This window comes from Ruegeria sp. AG1 (assembly GCF_056541705.1).
In genome coordinates, this window is sequence record NZ_JBQFYU010000003.1 from 361,571 (window position 1) to 383,106 (window position 21,536).

The 21,536-nt window shown below is 57.4% G+C and carries 22 protein-coding genes; 5 read left to right on the forward strand and 17 right to left on the reverse strand.

Annotated features, from left to right (window positions below; genetic code table 11):
* Positions 1–5: 5 nt before the first annotated feature.
* The 3 genes from ACR0B5_RS06255 to ACR0B5_RS06265 are packed head-to-tail and all read left to right on the forward strand — an operon-like array spanning position 6 to position 4,095.
* A complete protein-coding gene (locus tag ACR0B5_RS06255) occupies positions 6–1,322 on the forward strand; it encodes a TRAP transporter large permease (protein WP_170689158.1) in 1,317 nt (438 codons plus the stop codon).
* Positions 1,319–2,575, forward strand: coding sequence for a malonyl-CoA decarboxylase (locus ACR0B5_RS06260; protein ID WP_480539245.1), 1,257 nt, complete (start codon positions 1,319–1,321; stop codon positions 2,573–2,575). The genes ACR0B5_RS06255 and ACR0B5_RS06260 overlap by 4 nt, the downstream gene beginning before the upstream one ends.
* A 5-nt stretch (positions 2,576–2,580) precedes the next feature.
* Entirely contained in the window at positions 2,581–4,095 is a 1,515-nt protein-coding gene (locus ACR0B5_RS06265) for a malonate--CoA ligase (protein WP_480539247.1), read from the forward strand.
* Between the two features lie 416 nt (positions 4,096–4,511).
* Here ACR0B5_RS06265 and ACR0B5_RS06270 read toward each other — a convergent pair whose 3' ends face one another.
* The 6 genes from ACR0B5_RS06270 to ACR0B5_RS06295 are packed head-to-tail and all read right to left on the reverse strand — an operon-like array spanning position 4,512 to position 9,547.
* On the reverse strand, positions 4,512–5,801 hold the full coding sequence (locus tag ACR0B5_RS06270) for an L-fuconate dehydratase (protein ID WP_480539249.1): 1,290 nt from the start codon (positions 5,799–5,801) through the stop codon (positions 4,512–4,514).
* Positions 5,798–6,643: a fumarylacetoacetate hydrolase family protein gene (locus ACR0B5_RS06275; protein WP_480539251.1), complete on the reverse strand. Its 846-nt coding sequence runs from the start codon at positions 6,641–6,643 to the stop codon at positions 5,798–5,800. The genes ACR0B5_RS06270 and ACR0B5_RS06275 overlap by 4 nt, the downstream gene beginning before the upstream one ends.
* 15 nt (positions 6,644–6,658) lie before the next feature.
* On the reverse strand, positions 6,659–7,408 hold the full coding sequence (locus ACR0B5_RS06280; RefSeq protein ID WP_480539253.1) for an SDR family oxidoreductase: 750 nt from the start codon (positions 7,406–7,408) through the stop codon (positions 6,659–6,661).
* Positions 7,409–7,415: 7 nt separating this feature from the next.
* Positions 7,416–7,748, reverse strand: coding sequence for an L-rhamnose mutarotase (locus ACR0B5_RS06285; RefSeq protein ID WP_480539255.1), 333 nt, complete (start codon positions 7,746–7,748; stop codon positions 7,416–7,418).
* Positions 7,745–8,854 carry a mandelate racemase/muconate lactonizing enzyme family protein gene (locus ACR0B5_RS06290; protein ID WP_480539257.1) on the reverse strand — a complete coding sequence of 370 codons (1,110 nt, stop codon included), beginning with the start codon at positions 8,852–8,854 and terminating at the stop codon, positions 7,745–7,747. Before ACR0B5_RS06290 ends, ACR0B5_RS06285 begins: the two co-directional genes overlap by 4 nt.
* 6 nt (positions 8,855–8,860) lie before the next feature.
* Positions 8,861–9,547 (reverse strand): ATP-binding cassette domain-containing protein, encoded by a 687-nt coding sequence (locus ACR0B5_RS06295; RefSeq protein WP_480539259.1) that lies wholly within the window; start codon positions 9,545–9,547, stop codon positions 8,861–8,863.
* Between the two features lie 276 nt (positions 9,548–9,823).
* Here ACR0B5_RS06295 and ACR0B5_RS06300 point away from each other — a divergent pair, with 276 nt between their 5' ends.
* Positions 9,824–10,606, forward strand: a complete 783-nt coding sequence (locus ACR0B5_RS06300) for an IclR family transcriptional regulator (protein WP_480539261.1) — start codon at positions 9,824–9,826, stop codon at positions 10,604–10,606.
* Between the two features lie 109 nt (positions 10,607–10,715).
* Here the strand turns inward: ACR0B5_RS06300 and ACR0B5_RS06305 are convergent, their stop codons facing one another.
* The 3 genes from ACR0B5_RS06305 to ACR0B5_RS06315 are packed head-to-tail and all read right to left on the reverse strand — an operon-like array spanning position 10,716 to position 13,500.
* On the reverse strand, positions 10,716–11,594 hold the full coding sequence (locus ACR0B5_RS06305; RefSeq protein WP_480539263.1) for a DMT family transporter: 879 nt from the start codon (positions 11,592–11,594) through the stop codon (positions 10,716–10,718).
* Positions 11,591–12,310 carry a TfuA-like protein gene (locus tag ACR0B5_RS06310; RefSeq protein ID WP_480539265.1) on the reverse strand — a complete coding sequence of 240 codons (720 nt, stop codon included), beginning with the start codon at positions 12,308–12,310 and terminating at the stop codon, positions 11,591–11,593. The genes ACR0B5_RS06305 and ACR0B5_RS06310 overlap by 4 nt, the downstream gene beginning before the upstream one ends.
* Positions 12,307–13,500: a YcaO-like family protein gene (locus ACR0B5_RS06315; RefSeq protein ID WP_170689168.1), complete on the reverse strand. Its 1,194-nt coding sequence runs from the start codon at positions 13,498–13,500 to the stop codon at positions 12,307–12,309. Before ACR0B5_RS06315 ends, ACR0B5_RS06310 begins: the two co-directional genes overlap by 4 nt.
* 43 nt (positions 13,501–13,543) lie before the next feature.
* On the opposite strand from ACR0B5_RS06315, the gene ACR0B5_RS06320 reads away from it, so the two are divergent.
* Positions 13,544–14,065, forward strand: a complete 522-nt coding sequence (locus tag ACR0B5_RS06320; RefSeq protein WP_480539267.1) for a hypothetical protein — start codon at positions 13,544–13,546, stop codon at positions 14,063–14,065.
* Between the two features lie 452 nt (positions 14,066–14,517).
* On the opposite strand, the gene ACR0B5_RS06325 is transcribed toward ACR0B5_RS06320, so the two are convergent.
* From ACR0B5_RS06325 to hisD, 8 genes are all read right to left on the reverse strand, one after another.
* A complete protein-coding gene (locus ACR0B5_RS06325; RefSeq protein ID WP_480539269.1) occupies positions 14,518–15,237 on the reverse strand; it encodes a lysophospholipid acyltransferase family protein in 720 nt (239 codons plus the stop codon).
* A gap of 206 nt (positions 15,238–15,443) precedes the next feature.
* The gene (locus ACR0B5_RS06330) at positions 15,444–15,851 is read right to left on the reverse strand and encodes a universal stress protein (RefSeq protein WP_480539271.1); all 408 of its coding nucleotides are present in this window, start codon (positions 15,849–15,851) and stop codon (positions 15,444–15,446) included.
* A 71-nt stretch (positions 15,852–15,922) separates the two neighbouring features.
* Positions 15,923–16,933 carry an Ldh family oxidoreductase gene (locus tag ACR0B5_RS06335; protein WP_480539273.1) on the reverse strand — a complete coding sequence of 337 codons (1,011 nt, stop codon included), beginning with the start codon at positions 16,931–16,933 and terminating at the stop codon, positions 15,923–15,925.
* 49 nt (positions 16,934–16,982) lie between these two features.
* Positions 16,983–18,164: a UxaA family hydrolase gene (locus ACR0B5_RS06340; RefSeq protein WP_170467617.1), complete on the reverse strand. Its 1,182-nt coding sequence runs from the start codon at positions 18,162–18,164 to the stop codon at positions 16,983–16,985.
* Between the two features lie 12 nt (positions 18,165–18,176).
* Positions 18,177–18,467, reverse strand: coding sequence for a UxaA family hydrolase (locus tag ACR0B5_RS06345; protein WP_170378184.1), 291 nt, complete (start codon positions 18,465–18,467; stop codon positions 18,177–18,179).
* An 11-nt stretch (positions 18,468–18,478) separates the two neighbouring features.
* Complete coding sequence (locus tag ACR0B5_RS06350) at positions 18,479–19,459, reverse strand: zinc-dependent alcohol dehydrogenase (RefSeq protein WP_480539275.1); 981 nt, start codon at positions 19,457–19,459, stop codon at positions 18,479–18,481.
* Positions 19,456–20,178: an SDR family NAD(P)-dependent oxidoreductase gene (locus ACR0B5_RS06355; RefSeq protein ID WP_480539277.1), complete on the reverse strand. Its 723-nt coding sequence runs from the start codon at positions 20,176–20,178 to the stop codon at positions 19,456–19,458. The genes ACR0B5_RS06350 and ACR0B5_RS06355 overlap by 4 nt, the downstream gene beginning before the upstream one ends.
* 41 nt (positions 20,179–20,219) lie before the next feature.
* Positions 20,220–21,527, reverse strand: coding sequence for a histidinol dehydrogenase (hisD, locus tag ACR0B5_RS06360; protein WP_170549840.1), 1,308 nt, complete (start codon positions 21,525–21,527; stop codon positions 20,220–20,222).
* Positions 21,528–21,536 lie beyond the last annotated feature (9 nt).

Below are 21,536 nucleotides of genomic sequence, written 5' to 3' on the forward strand. Positions count from 1 at the left end.
AGCCAATGGACCCCCTTCTGCTCGGCGCCATTGTCGCCATCGCCACCATCCTTGTTCTGTTTTCGGGCGTGTCGGTCGCCATCGGTTTGCTGATAGTTTCAGCCGGGTTTCTGATTGTCTTCGACGGCCCGCGTTCGCTGGAACTTATGCCCGAGATTCTGTTCGGAAAGCTGGATAACTTTGCCCTTCTGTCGATCCCGATGTTCATCATCATGGGGGCGTCCATCGCGTCGACGAGGGCCGGAGCCGACTTGTACGAAGCCTTGGAACGCTGGCTGACCCGTGTACCCGGAGGGTTGGTCGTATCCAACCTTGGCGCCTGCGCTTTGTTCGCGGCCATGTCCGGATCGTCACCCGCAACCTGTGCCGCAATTGGTAAGATGGGCATCCCTGAGATGCGCAAGCGCGGCTATCCCGACGGCGTTGCCGCAGGTTCCATCGCCGCAGGTGGTACGCTTGGCATCTTGATCCCGCCCTCGGTCACCATGATCGTCTACGGCATCGCCACCGAGACCTCGATTGGTCGCCTGTTTTTGGCCGGCGTGATCCCCGGCCTGATGCTGGTTGGTCTGTTCATGGCCTGGTCGCTTTATTCGACCTGGAAATCCGGTGACGCCACCCGTCTGGGGTCTGGAAGCTACACCTGGGGTGAACGCTTCGAGATCCTGCCGCGGGTTCTACCCTTCCTCGGCATCATTCTGGGTGTGCTGTACGCCATGTATGGCGGTATCGCCACGCCATCGGAAACGGCTGCCGTTGGCGCCCTGCTCTGCCTGCTGATCGCAATGGTCATATACAAGCTGTGGAACCCCAAGGACATCTGGGTCGTGCTGCGCGACAGCACCAAGGAAAGCGTGATGATCCTCTTCATCATCGCCGCTGCCGGTGTGTTCTCGTACATGCTCAGCTCGCTGTTCATCACACAGGCGATTGCTGAATGGATCGGTACACTGGATGTGAACCGTTGGGTTCTGATGGGTGCGGTCAACGTGTTCCTTCTGATCGCCGGGTTCTTCCTGCCCCCCGTCGCTGTGATCCTGATGGCGGCACCGATCCTGCTGCCGATCATCACCACCGCTGGCTTCGATCCGATCTGGTTTGCGGTTGTATTGACAATCAACATGGAGATTGGCCTGATCTCACCCCCCGTCGGCTTGAATCTCTATGTGATCAACGGCATCGCGCCCGACATCTCGCTGAAAACCATCCTGACCGGCTCCCTCCCCTTCGTGGCCTGCATGGTAATTGCGATTGTACTGCTCTGCCTGTTCCCCGGTCTTGCCACCTGGTTGCCAGACCTAGTGATGGGAGCGGCGGTATGACCTTGCTGGCGGATCTTCTGTCCACCGTGTTCGAGCGACGCTACCGCCGCTCGGGCGCAGCGGCCCTAGATGGCCGCCCGCTGACCGAGTTGGCCGATGCGCTAGTTGGGTCAGCGGGTGAGACCTCGGGGCTGGCGCTGGCTGAGGAAATCCTGACCCGGTTCGACACTCTGGGCGACGAGGAAAAGCTGGAGTTCTTCCGCTATATCGCCTCAGCCATGAATATTGACCCCGAGGCGGTGCGCTCGTCGCTGGATGAATACGAACGCGACCCCTCGAAAGCGACCTATCGCAGCTTCGCAGCTGCGGTGGAACCGGCCCGACAGGAATTGATCCGCCGATTGAACCGGGTGCCCGGTGCCACAGGCGCTCTGGTACAGATGCGCGCCGATCTGCTGCGGCTGGGCGGCAAGGAACCGGAACTGCAGGCGCTTGACCTGGACTTCCGGCACCTGTTCGCCAGCTGGTTCAACCGTGGCTTTCTGGTGCTGCGCCCGATCAACTGGGAAAGCCCGGCGCATATTCTGGAAAAGATCATCGCGTACGAGGCGGTCCACGCCATCGACAGCTGGGACGACCTGCGCCGTAGGCTGGAACCCACCGACCGGCGCTGCTTTGCGTTCTTCCACCCCTCTATGCCTGATGAGCCGCTGATCTTTGTCGAAGTGGCGCTGAACCAAGGCATCCCGGGCTCGGTGCAGGCACTGCTTGCCGAAGACCGCGATCCGCTACCGCAAGATCACGCGGATACGGCTGTGTTCTACTCGATCTCGAATTGTCAGGCTGGGTTGGCCAGCATCTCGTTCGGCAACTCGCTGATCAAGCAGGTGGCCTCGGATCTGGCGGCAGAATTGTCGGGGCTGAAGACCTTTGTCACTCTGTCGCCCATTCCTGGCCTGAGCCAGTGGCTGACGCAGGAAAAAATTGAATGGGACATCGAAAAGCCCGATCAGATTAAGGCGCTGGCGGCGCATTACCTGCTGAACGCCAAGGGCCGGGGCAATATGCCCTTCGACCCGGTGGCGCGGTTCCATCTTGGCAACGGTGCGCTGGTTCATGCGGTTCATGCGGATGCCGATACCTCGAACAAAGGCCGGGCACAGTCCGGCGGCACCATGGTCAACTATCTCTATGACCTCAGCCGCGTGGCGCAGAACCACGAACAATTTGCGAATACCCGCGAGGTGATCGCCTCGACCGAGGTCAAATCGCTTGCCGCGTCCGCCTCTCTCACATCGACACAGGAAAGGTAATCCCCATGGCCAATCCTCTCTATGACGGTTTGTTCGGCGCTCACGCCGGTAAAGACACGCCGTTTTTGCACCTGCTCGACGGCTCGGTGATTACCCATCAGGACTATTTAAGCACTGCAGCGCAGATCGCCCACCTGACAACGCAGCTGGGCTTGAAACCCGGCGACCGGGTTGCGGCGCAGATCGAGAAATCACCCGAAGCGCTGGCCCTCTATGCCGCTTGCGCGCAGGCCGGCCTGGTGTTTCTACCCTTGAACACCGCCTATACCGTCGATGAGCTGACCTACTTCATTGAAAACAGTGGGGCTTCACTGATCGTTTGTGATTCCAGAAGTGAAGAGAAGCTTGTCCCCATTGGCGCGCAACTGAGCGCGCGCGTAGAGACCCTGAACGCGGATGGCAGCGGCAGCCTGATGGAAAAGGCATCGGCTATGCCTATCAGTTTCGACACAGTCGATCGGGACGGCGAGGATTTGGCGGCATTCCTCTACACATCCGGCACCACGGGCCGGTCCAAAGGCGCGATGCTGACCCAGAACAACTTGTTGTCGAATGCTGAAACGCTCGTCGAAGAATGGCGTTTCACATCCGACGATGTGCTGCTGCACGCGCTGCCGATCTTTCACACTCACGGACTGTTTGTGGCAACCAATGTGTCACTGGCTGCGGGCAGCAGCATTATTTTTATGCCCAAGTTCGATATGGACGAGATTATCCGTCAGATGCCTCAGGCCACGACGATGATGGGCGTGCCCACTTTCTATACCCGCCTGTTGGATGACGATCGGTTCACAAAGGAACTGACCGAACACATGCGCCTGTTTGTTTCCGGTTCCGCGCCTTTGCTGGCGGAAACGCATGTGCAGTTCGAACAGCGTACCGGTCACCGCATACTCGAACGCTATGGCATGACCGAAACCAATATGAATACGTCAAACCCATATGAAGGGGAGCGTCGCGCAGGCACCGTTGGCGTGCCACTGCCCGGGGTTGAGCTGATAATCTGCGACTCTGACGGCAACGCCCTGCCCAATGGCGAGATCGGAGAGATCGAGGTGCGCGGACCAAACGTATTCAAAGGCTATTGGCAAATGCCGGAAAAAACCGCGGCCGAGCTACGGGAGAACGGCTTTTTCATCACCGGCGATCTGGGCCGGATCGATGAAGAGGGCTATGTCCAGATCGTAGGCCGAAACAAAGACCTGATCATCTCAGGTGGCTATAATATCTACCCCAAGGAGATTGAACTGGTGCTCGATGACCAACCCGGCGTGCTGGAAAGCGCCGTCGTTGGCGTACCCCACCCAGACTTCGGAGAAACGGTTCTTGGTGTGATTGTCGCGGAACCGGGAGAGACCCCCAACCTTGAACAGATGCAGGCTGCGGTATGCAACAGCCTCGCGCGGTTCAAGCACCCCCGCAAGTTGATCCTGATAGATGAGCTTCCCCGCAACACCATGGGAAAGGTTCAAAAGAACATCCTACGTGACCAGTACAAGGAAATGTTCGTGGCCGCATGAGAGGCTGCCGTTTTTCCGATCAAGCAATGCAACGTGGGGGCAACTGCGGCTTGCCCCAATTTCGCAAAAGTCGTGCGCGAAAAACACGTTAGATGTCACTTAGCCAAACCTGTCGAGGAGTCTCGGTCAGTTCGCAGATATACATATATTCATAACCGCATGACGAATCAGCTGGCCATCCGTCATGGTATGGTTCGAAAACTTGAGCCAATACTTGGATGATGTCATGTATAGCGCATGGCGGGTCAAAGTTTCTTGCAGTAAACCGGCGCTGCGACAGAGCTGCGGTTTCGCCGAGCGCAACAATACTGGCGGCCCCAAAGGCCGTTTTCCCAAAGTTGAACGTTTTGTATCTTCTTCAGGTCGGGTAAAGCGCAGCCCGATTAATGTTGCTATTAGAGGCAAGCCATAGGGTTTTATTCCGCTGCCATTGGAGGCAGGAACCGGAATTCTCTGATGCTGTCGGGCTTCATCTCGATCGAGAACCCGGGCTGCGTCGGCGCGAAATAGGCCCCGTTCTTCACCACGCAGGGGTCGACAAAGTGCTCATGCAGGTGATCGACATACTCGATCCGCTTGCTGTCCTTCTCGCCCGAGATCGCGATGTAGTCGATCATCGACATATGCTGGACATATTCGCACAGGCCCACGCCCCCGGCATGGGGCCAAACCGGCAGATCGTATTTCGCCGCCATCAGCATGACAGCGAGCACCTCGTTCAGCCCACCCATCCGGCAGCTGTCGATCTGAACGATGTCGATCGCGCCTTCCTTGATGAACTGCTTGAAAATGATCCGGTTCTGGCACATCTCGCCGGTCGCTACTTTGACCGGTGCGACGCCTTCTCGGATCGCCTTGTGGCCATATACATCGTCGGGGCTTGTGGGTTCTTCAATGAAGAAGGGGCGTGCAAAGGACAGGGCCTTGACCCAGTGGATCGCCTGATCGACCTCCCACACCTGATTGGCGTCGATCATGATGTTCATGTCTTCGCCCAGTACTTCACGTGCGATGGTCAGGCGGCGAATGTCGTCATCCAGATCGCGGCCAACTTTGAACTTGGTATGAGTAAAGCCCGCCTCCTTGGCCTCATGGCAAAGGCGGCGCAGCTTGTCGTCGGGATAGCCCAGCCAGCCCGCCGAGGTCGTGTAGCAGGGATAGCCCTCGTCCTTCAGTTTAGCGATACGCTCCGCTTTGCCCGGTTCAGCGGCGCGGAGCATCGCTAACGCCTCATCCGGAGTAATCGCATCGGTCAGGTAGCGGAAGTCGATCAAGCGCACGATTTCTTCGGGGCTCATCTCGCTGACCAATTGCCAGACGGGTTTGCCCGCCTCTTTGGCCCATAGATCCCAAGCCGCGTTCACGACCGCACCAGTCGCTAGGTGGATCGCCCCCTTGTCGGGACCAATCCAGCGCAGCTGGCTGTCACCGGTGATATGACGCCAGAACAGGCCCATATCTTCGATGATCCAGTCCAGTTCCAGCCCTTTTACCAACGCACCGAGGGCTTCGATCGCGGCTACACAGATCTCATTGCCGCGGCCAATGGTGAAGGTCAGTCCGTGACCCTCATGCGCGCCGTCAGTTTCCAGCACCACATAGGCGGCGGAGTAGTCGGGATCAGGGTTCATCGCATCTGAGCCATCCAGATTGTCCGAGGTCGGGAACCGCAAGTCCTCGGTGCGAATGCCGGTTATCTGGGTCATTTGCTCGCCTCAACGGTTTGGCGCTGAACGCCCAAACCTTCGATCCCCAACTCCATCCGGTCGCCGGGTTTCAGATAGGTCTGCGGGTCCTGCCCCATACCCACGCCCGGAGGCGTTCCGGTTGAGATCACATCGCCGGGTTGCAGTGACATGAATTGCGACAAGTGCGAGATCACGGTTGCTACGTCAAAATGCATCGTTTTTGTCGAGCCGTCCTGATAGCGATGCCCGTTCACCTCAAGATACATCGGCAGGTTCTGCGGGTCGGGTACTTCGTCGCGCGTCACCAACCAAGGGCCGATGGGGCCAAACGTGTCTGCTGATTTGCCCTTAACCCACTGGCCCGAGCGGTGCAGCTGAAAGTCGCGTTCGGACAGATCGTTGACCACGCAATAGCCCGCGACGTGGTCAAGCGCGTCCTCGACGGATACGTATTTGGTATGCTTGCCGATGACGACACCCAGCTCGACCTCCCAATCAGTCTTTACCGAGTTGCGGGGGATTTCCACGGTGTCATCAGGCCCCATGATCGCCGAGGTCGCCTTGAAGAAGATCACCGGTTCTTCGGGTAGGGCCATGCCGGATTCAGCAGCGTGGTCGGCATAGTTCAGGCCGATGCAAATGAACTTGCCCACATGCCCGACACAGGCTCCAATGCGCGGCGTGCCTTCGACCTCGGGCAGAGCATCCACATCTAACGCGCGCAAGGCGTCAAGCCCGGCATCCGACAACGCGTCGCTCGCTATATCGCCAATGACACCCGACAAATCGCGGATCACGCCGTTTTCATCCATAAGGCCGGGTTTTTCTTGTCCGACCGGACCGTAACGCAGCAGTTTCATCTCAAATCTCCCTGATCAAACGGTCCAGCCGCCATCGATGGCGAAGGTCTGTCCGGTGGTGAATGCGGTCTCATCGCTGCCCAGATAGACGGCCAAGGCGGCAACCTCGTCTGCGTGACCGATACGGCCCATGGGCTGGCGCGCGATGAAGTCTTTCATCGCCTGCTCGTAGTCGCCGGTCGCGCGCAGGCGGTCGTGCAGACTGGGGCTGTCGACTGTGCCAGGGCAGATCGCGTTGCAGCGGATGCCCTGCGTGATGAAGTCAGCGGCGATCGATTTCGTTAGGCCAATCACGGCCGCTTTGGACGCGCAGTACGAAAAGCGGTTCGGCACGCCTTTCATCGACGAGGCGACCGAGGACATGTTGATGATCGAGCCGCCGCCATTTTCCAACATGCCGGGCAGCACCAGCTTGGCCAGCCGGTACATCGCCTTGACGTTCAGATCAAAGCTGAAATCCCACTGGTCGTCGTCGCATTCAAGGATCGAACCGGCCCCAACGAAACCGGCGCAATTGAACAGCACATCCAGCGCTCCGGCGGTCGCGACGACCTCGGCCACAGCGTCTGCATTGGTGACGTCCAGCTTCAAGGCTGTCACGCCGTCGATTGCCGCCAGTTCCGCAAGTGTTGCATCGTTGATGTCGCAGGCAATCACCTGCGCGCCTTCGGCCACGTATTTTTCGACGCTGGCGCGGCCAATGCCCTGCCCTGCGGCGGTGATCAGCGCTTTCTTTCCGGCCAGACGGCCCTGTGCTTTGGTCATGTCGTCCTCAATCCGTGTGGAATACTTCAATCATGGGTGCCCATTTCTCGCCTTCGGCGCGGCTGGGCAGCGGGTTTTGGCAAGGATCGGTGAAACTCCACCATTCCTGCGTTCTGAGGTCTTGCGCCATGCGGGCCATGTCCCCTTCGAAATCGGTGCCGTGATATTCCCAATAGCCGAACAACAGGTTCTCGGGCTCACGTAGGAAAATCGTGTAGTTGTGGATATTGCTTTGGGCGATCTGCGCCAGCACATCCGGCCAGACAGCGGCGTGCATGCGCTTGTATTCGTCCAGTTTTTCGGGCTTCACCCCGATCACCATACCCATACGTTTCATCATGCGCCCTCGCTGATTGTGATCGCCGAGGACTGGGCTTCGATCGCCTGCCAGCCCCACGCGATGCCAAGCCCGGGCACGTCTGACGGAATGGCAAAGCCATCCTCGATGCGCATCGCGTCCGTGGTCACACTGTCAAGCTGCGGGATGTATTCCAGCCATTTCGCGTTCGGCACGGCACAGACCAGTGGCAGGTGCAGTTCCATCAGGAAATGCGGGCAGACCATGACGTTATACGCCTCGGCCAGATGCGCGACTTTCAGCCACGGGGTGATCCCCCCAATCCGCGCCACGTCGACCTGCACGATGCTGGCCGCGCCCGCTTGCAGGTAATCCTTGAACTGGCTCAGCGAATACATGCTTTCGCCGACGGCAATCGGGACGGAGGTCCGGCGGGACAGCTCGGCATGGCCTGCGACGTCATCCGCGGGCAGTGGCTCCTCGAACCAGCCGATACGATAGTCTTCCAAAACCTGAGCTCGGCGGATCGCTTCGGACAGGGTAAAGCCCTGATTGCCATCGGTTAGGATTTCATATCTCGGCCCAACCGCTTCACGCACCGCAGCCAAACGGGCGGCATCCTCGCTTAGGTGGTCTCGCCCGATCTTGATCTTCGAGCCGCGGAACCCCTGCCCCTGCATCGCGAGCGCGTCATCGACCAAGGCCTGTGTGTCCAGATGCAGCCAGCCGCCCTCGGTCGAGTAGAGCGGGATGCGATCCCGCGATCCGCCCGCCGCTTTCCACAGCGGCAGCCCTTGTTTGCGGCAGCGCAAATCCCACAGAGCGGTATCAATCGCGGCCAAAGCAAGCGAAGTAATCGCTCCCACCGCCGTCGCATGAGTCAGGAACAACAGATCGCGCCAGATGCCTTCGATCCGGTCCGCATCGCGGCCGATCAGAGCGGGTGCCAGCGTTTTTTCAAGCAGCGCCATAACCGACGGGCCGCCGGTGCCGATGGTATAGCAATAGCCCACACCCTGTGCCCCGTCGCTGTCGGTCAAGGTCACAATGGGCGTTTCCTGACTGACAAAGGACTGAATGGCATCAACCCGTTTCACCTTTGGGATCAGGTCGATCATGCGCAGTTCGATATGGGTGATGATGGCCATGGTTGCTTACCCTCTCAGCGCCTCGCCGGTGGCCGCGTCGAAGACGTGGCATTTGTCGAAAACCAGATGGAATGGCAGCGTCTCACCCTGCTCCACCTGGCGCGGATTGAACATCTTGGCCTGAACCTCGACCCCCGCCAGATCGGCAAACATAAAGGTTTCGGTGCCCAACGGTTCTTCCAGTGCAACCGGCAGCTCCGGATCGACCAACGCGCCCTTTTCCTCGACCGCATGGTCGATCTGCATGAGATTGTCGGCGCGGTAGCCGGATTGAACCACATGTCCCGCTCTTACAAGGTCGCGCGTCGAGGCCGGGACCGTGAGCGCATCCTTCAGAACGCTGCGGTCAGCCAGCGTCATCTCCTCGACCTGATCGTGGGTCACGTAGACGATGGTATTGGCGACACGCAGGCGCTGACAACCGGACAGTTCCGCCGGTTTGTCGTCCATCAATTCGTCCGGCCCAGCGATCGCTGCGACCTCGGTCACGACCTTGGTGATCTCAGCCTCGGGGCGCTTGGCGATCTGCAGCGTGAAGCTCAGATTCTCGCGCATGGTCATATGCGGGTACAGCGCACAGTTCTGGAACATCATCGAGTTGTTGCTTTCACGCGGAGGCAGGTCGTTGACCACGCGGCTGCCGATGGAAATCTCATCATCGGAGATATCTTCGAGCCCCGTGATCATACGCAAAGTCGTGGATTTTTCGCAGTTCCGGGGAACGATCTCCAGTTCGATTCAGCATGCGCTGCCCCTGCGCGAAAAACGGCGCAGCTTTCAGGCAAGCAACTTATTTTACAGAAGGATTTCATCACTTGCTTCTCCCTGAATTCTTTTTTAGCGGCTCTCAAGTTCCATAATTTTTGTATGTAAAACAGTTATTCACTAATAAATCAACATTGACATCTACTGCGCATTCAAGGCAATTTGCTCGCGCATTCGCCCACAAGCGCGAATTGGGAGGAATACGTGTCGGCAACTTCAGAGAAATATCGTGCCCCTGCCCTAGAGAAGGGTTTGGACATCATCGAGTTGCTATCGCTGCATGCCGACGGGCTGGCGCAAGGTGACATTGCACGCGCTCTGGACCGGTCCCAAAGCGAGATTTACCGGATGCTATCCACGCTGGTGCGGCGCGGTTATGTGATCCGGTCCTCTGACGATGATCTCTATTCGCTCAGCCTGAAAATGTTTGCGATTTCGCAAAGGTATCCTCCGGTCGAGCGGTTGCTTGAGATGGCGACACCCAAAATGCGCGCCGTAACGCGAAAGGCCTGGCAATCCTGCCATATGGGGATGGAAAGCAATGGAGACATAGTTGTTGTCGCCTCGATCGCCTCGCCCGGGAACTGGGGCTTGGCGTTGCGCGTCGGAACCGTGATTGGCCTTGGGAATACCGGCACCGGCCGCGTTCTTGCCGCATTTCGCAGTGACGCCGACCTTGACGACCTGCTGGACAATCACAGGCTTGCGCAAGGTGAGCCGGAATTGGACGTCGTTGAATTCAAGGAACATGTCGCCCGCATACGCGAGTGGGGTTATGAGCAAATGCCATCAGCCACAGCGGTTGGGGTGACGAACCTCTCCTACCCCGTATTAAACCACGAAGGGCAGGCAATCAGCGTTGTGAACTGTCCATTTTTGGAAAGGATCGACCAACTTGAAGTTCCAGTAATCGAAGACGTGCATCAACTCTACAAATCGCTGGCGCAAGAATTGACTGATTTCTATAAGGGCAAATCGCAAGCGTGACGCGCTGACCTGCTAGTCGCTTGCCACCAAGGGATAAGGTCAAGCAGGCAAATTCATGTCCTTCCTAGATCATCTACAAAGAGACTGCATCCAACACAAAATCGCATCTTTAGACAAGAGATGCGTCCTCTTTGGTTTTGTTGGCCAAAAGACCGCCAACTGTGATGAGACCAGCGCCAATCCAACCCCACAAATCGGGTAGGGTATTCCAAATCAAATACCCGAAGAAGACCGCCCAGAGCATTCCGGAATACTCAATCGAGGCCAGTTTGCTAATCGGTGAGAAGGAGCATGCTGACGTTCTGAAGTACACGCACAAAGCGCCACAAACACCCAACAAGCCAACGAGCCAGAGGTCGGAAAAACCCGGAACGTAGCTCCCATAGGGAACCAAAATAGCGGCCGCAGCAAAGACCATGAGATATTCATATCCGGCGATTGCTTCCGGTGTATCCCGTCGTGAAAGGGCACGCGCCGTGATTAAGCCGAGTGCGCTACACAACGCGGCCGCCAATGGAAAAAAGGCTGCTGCGTTAAGACCTAAACCCGGCGGGCGTATCAAAAGTAAGGCGCCCATAGCGCCGGAAACGAGTGCAAGTAGTTGTGGAAGCCCAGGATGTTCCCGAAACACAAGTGAAGACAAGACCATCGAAAAGATAGGCGCGACCATGAAAATCATGGTCACTTCGGCAAGCGGCAAATTTTGAAGGCCGGAAATGAAAAAGTACATTGTGCCTAGGGTCAGCAATCCCCTGGCCATCAATAGTGGCCATCTTGGTGAGGCCAATGATCTCCAGTTTCGAGGCGCAATGAACATAAGGAAAAACACAAGGCCAAAGGCGCTTTCAAACAAGATGATCTGAAGACCGGAATACGTCTCGGATAGTACCTTGGCGACCGCATCCATCGCAGACATAAAAAACACGCCAAGCGCAAAGTAAGCTGGACCATTGGCGTAGAGTTGCGATGGTTTGAGGCGAGCTATCATGATGTGAGCTGATCAAATATTGATGTTCGTTCCAGCCGAAAGCGCGCAGTGAACGGACCAGGTGTTTCGCGTAAAAATGTGTCCATAGAATGAAGCATTTCGATCGCATCAATTTTCTTCTGATTGACCGTGTTGCTCTCAAGCCATCGCTTAAGCCGAAGCAATTCATCGGCTTGCACACTGTGCTGTTCGCCGAGGTGCAGCATATGTTTGTACGAGCGGTTGGAGAAATACTCTTGATCCATTAGATTCAGGAGCTTATCGGCCGTTTCTTGGGAAATGACTTTGTTTTCCGAAGCAACCTCTAGCGTTGCTCTGATGTTTACAAGCGGCTCTGATAGAGACGGGTATTTCAGTTCGGCAGGTCCGTGATTCAAGGCAACCTCGTCGTCTCGCGTCAAAAGACCGTCGCGGTATTCTTCAAAAATGCGACCAACCCCTTTCATGCCAAAACTATGCAGCTCCGCTGCCCTCAACGCGCCCATGCTGGAGCTGCCGAATACATGCACACCCTGATCAAGCGCCCAGAGTATTTCCTTGTGCAACACAGACGGTGTGAACTGAAAATAGCCGTCAATTATTCCTATGGCGCGTGGCTTTCGCGACACCGCATTCAATACATCCCCCTGAGCCGCCGGCGGCAGATACTCAGCCGCTAAAATCTGTTTGGCTTCACTTTCGTGAATGGTGGGGCCGCAGAAAACAAAAACGGTCATTGCATCAACTCTGATGCGTTTTGCGCACGCGAGCCCGGCGTGTAGCGTGGGTCATCATGTGGCCCCTCCAACCCGGGGACGAGCACACGTACAACTGCGATGTGATCGGAGACATAGTCGGCTGTAATGTCGATGAAGCAGGCACCGTCTAGTCCAGCTGCAGTCAACCGCGATTTGAGCCAAACAAGATCGCCTTCGGGAGATTTGCTTTCATAGGATTGCCTGGAGTCAAAACTCAGGCACCCAGGTCGGGCAATCGTTTCTTGGAATTCCATCTCAGAGTAGTAGTCCGAGTGCAGATCATCACGCGCGCCCGTGATCAATGTCAGCCGTTCCTGCGCAGCTTCTGTCAGGGCGCGCGAGAGCGCGATCTGCCGACACGGGTGACACCCTGCGCCGACAGATGGGCGAGAGAGAAGTATCGGCACGTTTCCGTTTTCACATGCCCATACCAAGTAAGCCGGTACGCCGATTTCCGTCGTCACGTCCCAAATCGCCAAGCTTATGTCGGCGTCCTTGAATTTGCTTAAGGTCTGGCACAAACCGTGATCTTCGATCGTCCGTTGATCAATTCGACGTGCATCACGCTCTTGCCACGGCAAACGCGACCATAGCGCAACAGCATCCCGTTCGATCACCTCGCACAAGCCGTGCAACTTTGCTTCGGAAAGTGAGTTACCCGAGGCCAGACCGTTCGAACTCGACAGGAAAAACCCGCTCCCGGGTGGCAGAGGGCGTGTGTAGTTTGTATGAACCAATTCGTAGGGAACCCACACATTTCCGGAACCCGCCAACAGTTGCGTTTCAATCCAGAGGTTCGGCGCGAAAGGATCAAATTCCATCTCATTGCTCAGCGGCAACTGATCAACGGGCAAAACGTTGTGTGTGTATCTGATATCTTCAAGGCTCGCGAGTATGACCGGAGCCACAATGCGTTCTGCGTGGAAAATCTCGATGGACTCCATCACGGCAGAAGCGACCGCAGCGTCATATGTCACTCCCTTCCCTTGAGAAACCGCCATTGATCGCGAGTTGGGCCTGCACACGACGGTTGTCGGTAGCCCAACACGATCAAGCCCCGTGACATTCGCGATACGCGTGATGCCAAAAACCGGAAACAGGTCCCGCAAAAGCTCAACCGTCTGCTTGGGCGAGCGAATGCGATGTGTTCCATCAAAATACTGTTTCAAACCAAGTTCTCACGCGACTGGCAACAACCTATCAGTACGCGCAATGACGATTCATACTGCGCGACACGAATGTTGGCTCAAAGGCTTGAGCCAACATTCAAGTACGTTGTTTGGACTGGTTTTAAGCAGTTGGTTGAATCTTCGCCCCGAATTGGGCCGGATCAATCTTTGCACCCAGCTGAGACGGGTCAATTTTGGCTCCGTGTTGGCCGGGGTCAATCTTGGCGCCAATTTGGCCTGGATCGATCTTGGCCCCGATTTGGCCCGGATCAATCTTTGCGCCCAGCTGAGACGGGTCAATTTTGGCTCCATGCTGGCCGGGGTCAATCTTGGCACCGACCTGCGAAGGCTCGCCGTGGCCAACGTATTCGGCAGCGATCGCAGATTGGCGATGTGCAGAATTGGTTTCAGGCTGAGCAAAAACTCCGGATTGACCGATAGTGATCAGACGGCCATCAGGCGCACGAACAGTTCTTTTGTTTTCAAACATTTAATTTCTCCCTTTGTTGGAATCGTCGTTCTAATTTGTTTTGCACTTCAAGAACCAGAGCGCGCCATTCCCTAACATAGAATTTGCATGATCACCAAGGCGCATGACAGGCGCCATCCCAGATGGGTTGGAATGAGAACCTACGTTCAGGCCAATAGGAAAGGCATCGGTTTGACAAAATTTGGAAGCCTTTGGAGCTGCAAGCATGCTCAAACCTAAAGCAAAACCTGTTTTTTGGCGCTCCTTCTCTGCGTGCCAAATTTCCGCACTATCGGCCGAAAAGGGGTCGTCAAATATGGCCGGGCATGACCTAGGTATCTTGTAGTGGTCGTGCTCTGCGCAGTCGCTATACTTTCCGTTGGAAGCTCTGTTTGCGGCAAAAGCGCAGACCACGATTCTGAACAAATTGCATGTCGTCCAAGCCCATGAACCAAACGTTATATGAAGGGCGCAATAGGCAATAGTTGTAGGCACTTAACAGTCTCTCCTGTCTGAAACGCTCTCTTTTTGATTGGCCCCAAGGGAGATCAACGCCGACTGGTCAAAGAGACAGTGCGCCGTCTTAGAAACTCGAGCATTTCCCGTGGATTGCCGGCCCGTTTTTCAATCTCGTCTCTCTCAATAGGGTCACCGACGATCGGGCGCTGGGGTTTATCCAAGGCATGCCGCACCTCGTACAAAAGCAACCCTTGGCGCAGCGTGGCGGAGACATTGCTGGCGATTTGATATGCTCGACTGTTGCGTCCCGGAAAACGAATGGGGACAACTGTGGCCCCAGAGCGCTGGATAAGTTTGGCTGTAAAGGGATTCCATTCGCGTTCGATCGCAGGCCCCCACCAACTGTCCGACGAGGCAACAACCCCGGAAGGGAACAATGCGATTAACCCTCCGTTCGCAAGATGCTCCATAGCTTTTCGGCGCATTTCCAGGCTCTTTTCAAGAGCGTTGGGTTCATGATCAAAGGGGACCGGGATCATGAACTGGTCAATCTCAACGACACCCGTCAGCAGAGACCGCGTTAGAATTTTATAATCGGTTCGGACCTGACCGATCAGTTCCGCCAGGATCATGCCGTCGACAAGCCCGTGCGGGTGATTGGCGACAACCACCACGGGCCCTTTGCTCGGGATTTGACGAATTTCTTCATCGGGCGTTTGCAGCGCGATGCCCATCACCTTGAGGGCCTGCCCCCAGAAGGGTTGCCCAGCGGGCACGCCCATTGCCTCGAATTTGCGGATGCGACGCAACAAATGGAATTTGCTTGTAGCCAGCTCAATCGCTTTGATCGCCCATCGCTGAACCGGGTTGCTGAATGTGGATGCATAAGACAAGCGGCGCCGATCATAGGGCTGTTCGCTCAGGTTTGTTCCGTCACTCTGGCCAAGCAACAGCCGTGTCTCTTTGTCCGGGCGGCCAGTACCGGGCCTTTTGAGGGTCTTAGACCCCTTACCCCTCATCGAAGGATGAAGACCGAACACGGCGCACGGCGTGAAATACGCGACGCCGTCGAGCCCAGAAGATAGTCTCGAACGCCAGGTTTGTGAGATCCGACAATAACCAAATCAACATGGTTCTCGCGGGCAAACTCCGCGACCTTCAGGCCGGGCTTGCCAGTGATGACTTCGGTCGAGATGTCGTCCGCATCGCCTGCAAGGCGATCCAGTTCGTCCTTGATGCGCGCTGTCAGGTGGTTCTCGGGTTTCGACTCCACGAATTCGGCGACGAAACCGGGTATTTCTTCCAGCACTGTCAGCAAGGTCATCCGGCCGTCTTCGGCAAGCAGACGGCGCCCAGCGGCGATTTTGTTGGCGACAACGCCTTCGTGGTCCAGAGCGACCGGGATCAGAATGTGCTTGTACATAGTCGGTTCCTTTGTCGATTTAGGGGGCGTTTGTGGCGTCAGTGCTGAGGGACATGGTCATATTGGCGGCCTCAGACATTTGCGTGCGCGAGTTCGCGAGCCAGATCAAGATATTGACCGGGAACCGCTATGCCATGCGCCTGCGCGCGGCTGATCGACTCTGCCCTCCGATCCCCCGGAAGCCGTGCGCCTTCGAGGCCGTCGATGGCCGTCAGCACCATTTCGAGACGATCCGTGAAGGCGTCTAGATTGTTTGGGCTCATAGCAATCAGGAACTGCCCGGATCCCGGAGAAGGCCCCTCTGCGTCAAAAAACGAAGCCACGCCCAAGCTGGGGTTTGCATCGGTGAAAACCGACGCGAGAACCTCGACCATCAAGGCGAGGACGGTTCCCTTTGCCCCTCCGGCTGGGGCCATGGAACCAGCCAATGCGGCGGCTGGGTCGGTCGTGGGCTTGCCGTCTTTGTCAAAGGCCCAGTCCGGAGGGATGGGCTGGCCTGTCTTTTTAGCATGCATGACCTTGCCGCGCGCAACATTCGAAAGCGCCAGATCAATCACCAGTGGCGGCGCATCGCGCCGCGGAGCTGCAAAGGCGATGGGGTTGGTGCCAAAAACCGGGCTCGCGGCGCCCCAGGGTGCGATTGCCGGAGGGGCATTGGCAAACATCAAGCCGACAAGACCCTCAGCAGCGATCCTTTCGACCTGCACCGACAACGTCCCCGCATGATGTGAATTTTTGACCGACATCGTGGCCGTGCCGTATGAACGCACCACGCTTATGCCCTGTGAGATGGCATGATCCAGCGCCGGGTACGCAAAACCGAAATCGGCGTCAGTGGAAATCGCTGTTTGACTGGTCAGGCGAGAAGTAATTTTTGCGTCCCGGTTAATCTTTCCGCTGCGCACCTGCGCGACATAGTCCCCGAGGCGCGAAAACCCGTGACCCGCCTGGCCTTCGGCTTCTGCCGCCACCAGCGCATTTGCGACGGACTCAGAGTGTTCCTTGGAAACCCCCTGAGCCATCAATGCACCTGAAATGAGGGCCTTAGCCTCGGAAAGGCTGATGTTTTCCGCGTGTTCCATGGTGTTGTTTTTGTGGCGGGGCGGCACCTTTGGGCCGCCCCTGCCCGACTTAGGCGCTGCGATAGAGCTTGGTCATCGAGAATTCGCGATGGCCAAGCGCTTCGGCGGCTGTGTTGCGGCCATTGGCTGTGCGGCGGATCATGTCGATCAGTGCATCGCCCGCTTCGTCAATGGTCTGTTCCCGGCGCAGGATACCCGAAACGTCGACGTCCACGTGCTCTCCCATCGTCCGCACAGTCCGAGGGTTCGCAGTGATCTTGATAACCGGAACAATCGGATTGCCCACCACATTGCCTTGACCCGTGGGGAAGGTGTGGATGACAGCGCCACCGGCCGCCATCAGGGTCACACACTCCGCCGCGGCCGAGGAACTGTCCATGAAGTACAGCCCTGCGCCCGAGCTTGGCGCTTCGGCGGCATCGAGGATGTCGATATATTGCGAGGTCCGGCCGATCTTTTCGAGGTTGCCCAGGGCTTTTTCCTCAATCGTGGTCAGGCCGCCTTCGATGTTACCTTTGGTCGGTTGGGAGTCCGAAAGGTCATCAGTTTGATGCGCGAAGATCACGTCGTCCTGATAGGCTTTCCACATCTTGTACCAACGCTCACCCACTTCTTCGTTAATTGCGCGTTTCTGGCAGATGTGCTCAGCGCCCGTAATCTCCGAAGTCTCACCGAAAAAGCCGGTGATGCCCTCGGGCAGCAGCTTGTCGTACATATTGCCAACCGTCGGGCAGGACCCCAAGCCAGTGGTGGTGTCGGATTCACCGCATTTGGTCGAGATCCACAGCTCGTTCAGCGCGCATTCTTCGCGCTGGTATTCCGAGGTCAGATGCACGAATTCCTTCGCGGCCCAGCTGGCTTGGCGAATGGTTTCAAAATCCCCTTTCTGCTCGATCGAGAATTCGGCCACCGGTTTGCCGGTTTCGCGAATGCCGTCCGCAATCCGCTTGGTCCAACCGGGCTCAATGCCGATCACGACAACAGCGGCCACATTCGGGTTCGCCCCTGTTCCAATCATGGTCCGGAAGTGCAACTCCAGATCCGCGCCAAACTGCAGGCGGCCATAGGCATGCGGGATCGCAAGCGTGCCTTTGACGTTATTTGCAACGGCTTCGCACGCCGCGTTCGAGATATCGTCGACCGGCAGGATAACCACGTGGTTTCGAACGCCGACACGGCCATTCTCACGACGGTAAGCATGCACAGACATATTTTTGAAATCGAGTGCCATGAAGAGGACTCCTTACCAGCGCTTCGTTTTGCAGTTGTGGGTGTGGACGTGACCGCCCTTGGGAATGTCGGCGATGATCTTGCCGATGTCCTCGCCGTATTTGATCGCGGTATCTCCGTCCTTGAAGTCTTTCAGCGCGATCTTGTGGCCAATTGGCACATCAGCGCCCGATGTCAGGCGGAAGGTCGAATTGTCATGAGTTACGCAGACCAGCATATCGGTGCCGGCCGTCAGGCCCTCGACCACGACAACACCGACATTGTCGGCATGTTCGTGGACGAGCAAGTGGGGGATTTCAGCCATTTGTAGTCTCCTCAGGCGTCAGGTTTTAGAATGATTTTCGGGGCCGCGACTCGCCCTGCCAGAATGTCCTCGAAGGCATGCGCGCCATCTGACAACGGGCGGCTTTCCACCCAGTCCAGCGCTCCCAGCTTGCCCTCGAACATGGCGGCGGCGGTGTCGCGGAAATCTTGTGCGGTATAGGTGTAGGTGCCGATAAAGGTGATCTCTTGCAGGGTCATGCGACGCACATCCAGACCGCCTGTGTCTTCGCCCAGGCCGATATGCAGAACCACACCTCCGGGCTTGGCAGCGGCAGAAGCAGCTGCCCTTGTTGCCGCAAATCCAACAGCGTCGACAACGACAGGGAGTTCGCCCTGAACCTCCTTGGCGACCTGCATTCCGCAGGTGGCGGCGAGGTATTCTCGGCGGATGTCGTTTCTCTCGACGATAACAACTTCCGCAAAGTCCATCGCTTGCAGGGACAAAGCGGCGGCCACTCCAATTGCGCCGCCACCAATGACAAGCGCTTGGCGCGGTTCCGATGGATGCAGCGCCTCAACACCGAGTCGGGCCGCATGCCAACCAACGGCGATGGGTTCGGCCAGCGCTGCCTTGGCCAGTGAAACATCGTCAGGCACTGTGACTAGATTGGCTTCGGGGATCCGCACAAGCTCGGCAAAGGCGCCCTCGCGCGGGGGCATTGAGATGATCTGCCGCGTCGGACACAGGTTTTCACGTCCGGAAACACAGGCCGGACAGGCACGGCAATTGACCAGAGGGTTGATCGTCACACGCTCACCTGCGCGGGGTCCGTCCACGATGGTGCCAGCCGCTTCGTGCCCAAGGATAAGAGGGGCCGGGCGACGGTTGTCGTGCCCCAGATAGGCATGCATGTCCGAACCACAGATGCCCACGCTTTCCACCCGGATCAGCGCCTCGCCTAGCTGTGGGGTTGGGTCCCTGGTCTCTTCGTAAGACAGAGCCTTAACGTCTGTATAAACAAGAGCTTTCATTTGGCGGTGAACCCTCCATCCAGCATCAGGATTTGGCCGGTCACATAGCGAGAGGCTTCAGAACACAGAAAGAGCAGCGGCCCATCGAGATCTCCGAGCGCCCCGTTGCGGCCAATGCAAGTTTGAGCTGCGTTACGTTCGGCCCGCTCGGGGTCAGCAAAGACCGCCGCAGTCAGTTCGGTCTCAAAAAAGCCCGGACCAATTGCATTCACATTGATCCCCGCAGACGACCACGCTTCGGCCATGGCGCGGGTCATCTGGGCCACGCCGCCCTTTGACGCCCCGTAGGGCAGCCCGTTTGGAAAGGCCCGAAAGGATTGCAGCGACGCAAAATTGAGGATCCGTCCCCAGCCTTTTGCCTTCATGGCCGGGACGAAAGCCTGGCTCAGGAAGAACGGGGCGGACAAGTTGACTGCGAGGGTCGCGTTCCAAATGTCTAATGACAGGTCCTCGGCTGGCAGTCTGGGGTTGAGGCCCGCAGCATGAACAAGAATATCCGGCGCGCCGAACGGAGCAGCTATTTCGCGCACCAGCTCCGGCTGGTTTTCAAGATCGGCCACATCGCCAGCGAGGACGGCAACATTTCCGCCCATCTCATCGGCCCAGCTTGCCAAGGCGTCGGCGCGACGGGCGACGCCCACCACCTTTGCGCCAGAGTTTGCCAAGATCGTTGCCGCTTGTTGTCCGAGGCCAGAACTGGCCCCGGTCACAACGGCCACGCGGCCGTCAACGCTGAATAATCGAGAGGAAGACAAGTGTTCTAGCCTTGCGCCGTCAGGTTGAATTCTTCGTCTGGGAAGTACTTCTTGAGGCGGATGTCAGCGGTGCGTGCGTGGCCTTCCATGCCTTCGAGGCGTGCAATCCGTGCGGTCGCTTCAGCGACGGGCTTGGCACCTTCACGGGTCGCGCGCTGCCAGGTCACGATTTTCATGTACTTGTGTACACTCAAGCCACCTGTGTAGCTGGCCGCCCCAGAGGTCGGAAGAACATGGTTCGTACCTGCCGCCTTGTCGCCAAAGGCCACGGTGGTTTCCTCGCCCAAAAACAGCGAGCCGTAACAACTGAGACGATCCAACCACCACTCCAAATCCTCCGCCTGAACCGTCAGGTGTTCGGGTGCATAAGCATCGGAAGTTGCCGCCATTTCCTCACGATCCGCGCAAAGGATGACCTCTGCGTAATCGCGCCAGGCGGCGGTGGCATTGTCACGGTTCACTTCTGGCAGATCGGCAATCAGCTCTGGCACCAGCCGCATGACCTCTTCAGCCAGCGCGCGGTCATCGGTGACCAGCCAAACCGGTGAGTTATAGCCATGCTCGGCCTGACCCACGAGATCGGCTGCAACCACCATCGGATCGGCTGTTTTGTCGGCCAGTATCAGGCTGTCGGTCGGGCCGGCAATCATGTCGATACCGACACGGCCAAACAGCATCCGCTTGGCCTCAGCCACGAACTGGTTTCCCGGGCCCACGAGAATATTAGCCTTGGGCAAACCAAACAGACCAAAGGTCATCGCGGCAACGCCCTGCACACCGCCCATGGCCAGGATTTTGTCTGCACCACAGATATGCGCCGCATAGATGATGGCAGGCGCGATACCCACGTCGGGGCGTGGTGGAGAACACGCGACGATGTGCTTGCACCCAGCGACTTTCGCCGTTGTGACGGTCATGATCGCGCTTGCGATATGGCTATACCGCCCGCCGGGCACATAGCAGCCGGCGGCATCCACCGGGATTGCCTTTTGCCCGGCGATAAAACCCGGCACGACCTCGGTTTCAAAGTCTTTAACCGTGCCCAACTGGGCCTCAGCGAACTTCTTAACGTTGGCGTGGCTGAACTGTATGTCCTGCTTCAGCTTCTCGGGCACAAGGGCCGACGCAGCCTCGATGGCCTCAGGTGACAACAGGATTTCACCATCGTAATTGTCAAACTTCCGGGCGTAGGCCATGGCTGCCTCGTCCCCGCCAGCCTCAATTTCATCAAGAATGTCGCGGACGATTTTCTTGGTTTCCGAAGCATCGCTTTTCGAGGTCAGCGTCGCTTTTTTGAGATATTCTCTCGGCATTGATTGCTT

What these genes read in the sequence shown, in the direction of transcription:
- ACR0B5_RS06255 (WP_170689158.1), top strand. Translation starts at nt 6, where the DNA reads ATGGACCCCCTTCTGCTCGGCGCCATTGTCGCCATCGCCACCATCCTT.
- ACR0B5_RS06260 (WP_480539245.1), top strand. Translation starts at nt 1,319, where the DNA reads ATGACCTTGCTGGCGGATCTTCTGTCCACCGTGTTCGAGCGACGCTAC.
- ACR0B5_RS06265 (WP_480539247.1), top strand. Translation starts at nt 2,581, where the DNA reads ATGGCCAATCCTCTCTATGACGGTTTGTTCGGCGCTCACGCCGGTAAA.
- ACR0B5_RS06270 (WP_480539249.1), bottom strand. Translation starts at nt 5,801, where the DNA reads ATGACCCAGATAACCGGCATTCGCACCGAGGACTTGCGGTTCCCGACC.
- ACR0B5_RS06275 (WP_480539251.1), bottom strand. Translation starts at nt 6,643, where the DNA reads ATGAAACTGCTGCGTTACGGTCCGGTCGGACAAGAAAAACCCGGCCTT.
- ACR0B5_RS06280 (WP_480539253.1), bottom strand. Translation starts at nt 7,408, where the DNA reads ATGACCAAAGCACAGGGCCGTCTGGCCGGAAAGAAAGCGCTGATCACC.
- ACR0B5_RS06285 (WP_480539255.1), bottom strand. Translation starts at nt 7,748, where the DNA reads ATGATGAAACGTATGGGTATGGTGATCGGGGTGAAGCCCGAAAAACTG.
- ACR0B5_RS06290 (WP_480539257.1), bottom strand. Translation starts at nt 8,854, where the DNA reads ATGGCCATCATCACCCATATCGAACTGCGCATGATCGACCTGATCCCA.
- ACR0B5_RS06305 (WP_480539263.1), bottom strand. Translation starts at nt 11,594, where the DNA reads ATGATAGCTCGCCTCAAACCATCGCAACTCTACGCCAATGGTCCAGCT.
- ACR0B5_RS06310 (WP_480539265.1), bottom strand. Translation starts at nt 12,310, where the DNA reads ATGACCGTTTTTGTTTTCTGCGGCCCCACCATTCACGAAAGTGAAGCC.
- ACR0B5_RS06320 (WP_480539267.1), top strand. Translation starts at nt 13,544, where the DNA reads ATGACGATTCATACTGCGCGACACGAATGTTGGCTCAAAGGCTTGAGC.
- ACR0B5_RS06330 (WP_480539271.1), bottom strand. Translation starts at nt 15,851, where the DNA reads ATGTACAAGCACATTCTGATCCCGGTCGCTCTGGACCACGAAGGCGTT.
- ACR0B5_RS06335 (WP_480539273.1), bottom strand. Translation starts at nt 16,933, where the DNA reads ATGGAACACGCGGAAAACATCAGCCTTTCCGAGGCTAAGGCCCTCATT.
- ACR0B5_RS06340 (WP_170467617.1), bottom strand. Translation starts at nt 18,164, where the DNA reads ATGGCACTCGATTTCAAAAATATGTCTGTGCATGCTTACCGTCGTGAG.
- ACR0B5_RS06345 (WP_170378184.1), bottom strand. Translation starts at nt 18,467, where the DNA reads ATGGCTGAAATCCCCCACTTGCTCGTCCACGAACATGCCGACAATGTC.
- ACR0B5_RS06350 (WP_480539275.1), bottom strand. Translation starts at nt 19,459, where the DNA reads ATGAAAGCTCTTGTTTATACAGACGTTAAGGCTCTGTCTTACGAAGAG.
- hisD (WP_170549840.1), bottom strand. Translation starts at nt 21,527, where the DNA reads ATGCCGAGAGAATATCTCAAAAAAGCGACGCTGACCTCGAAAAGCGAT.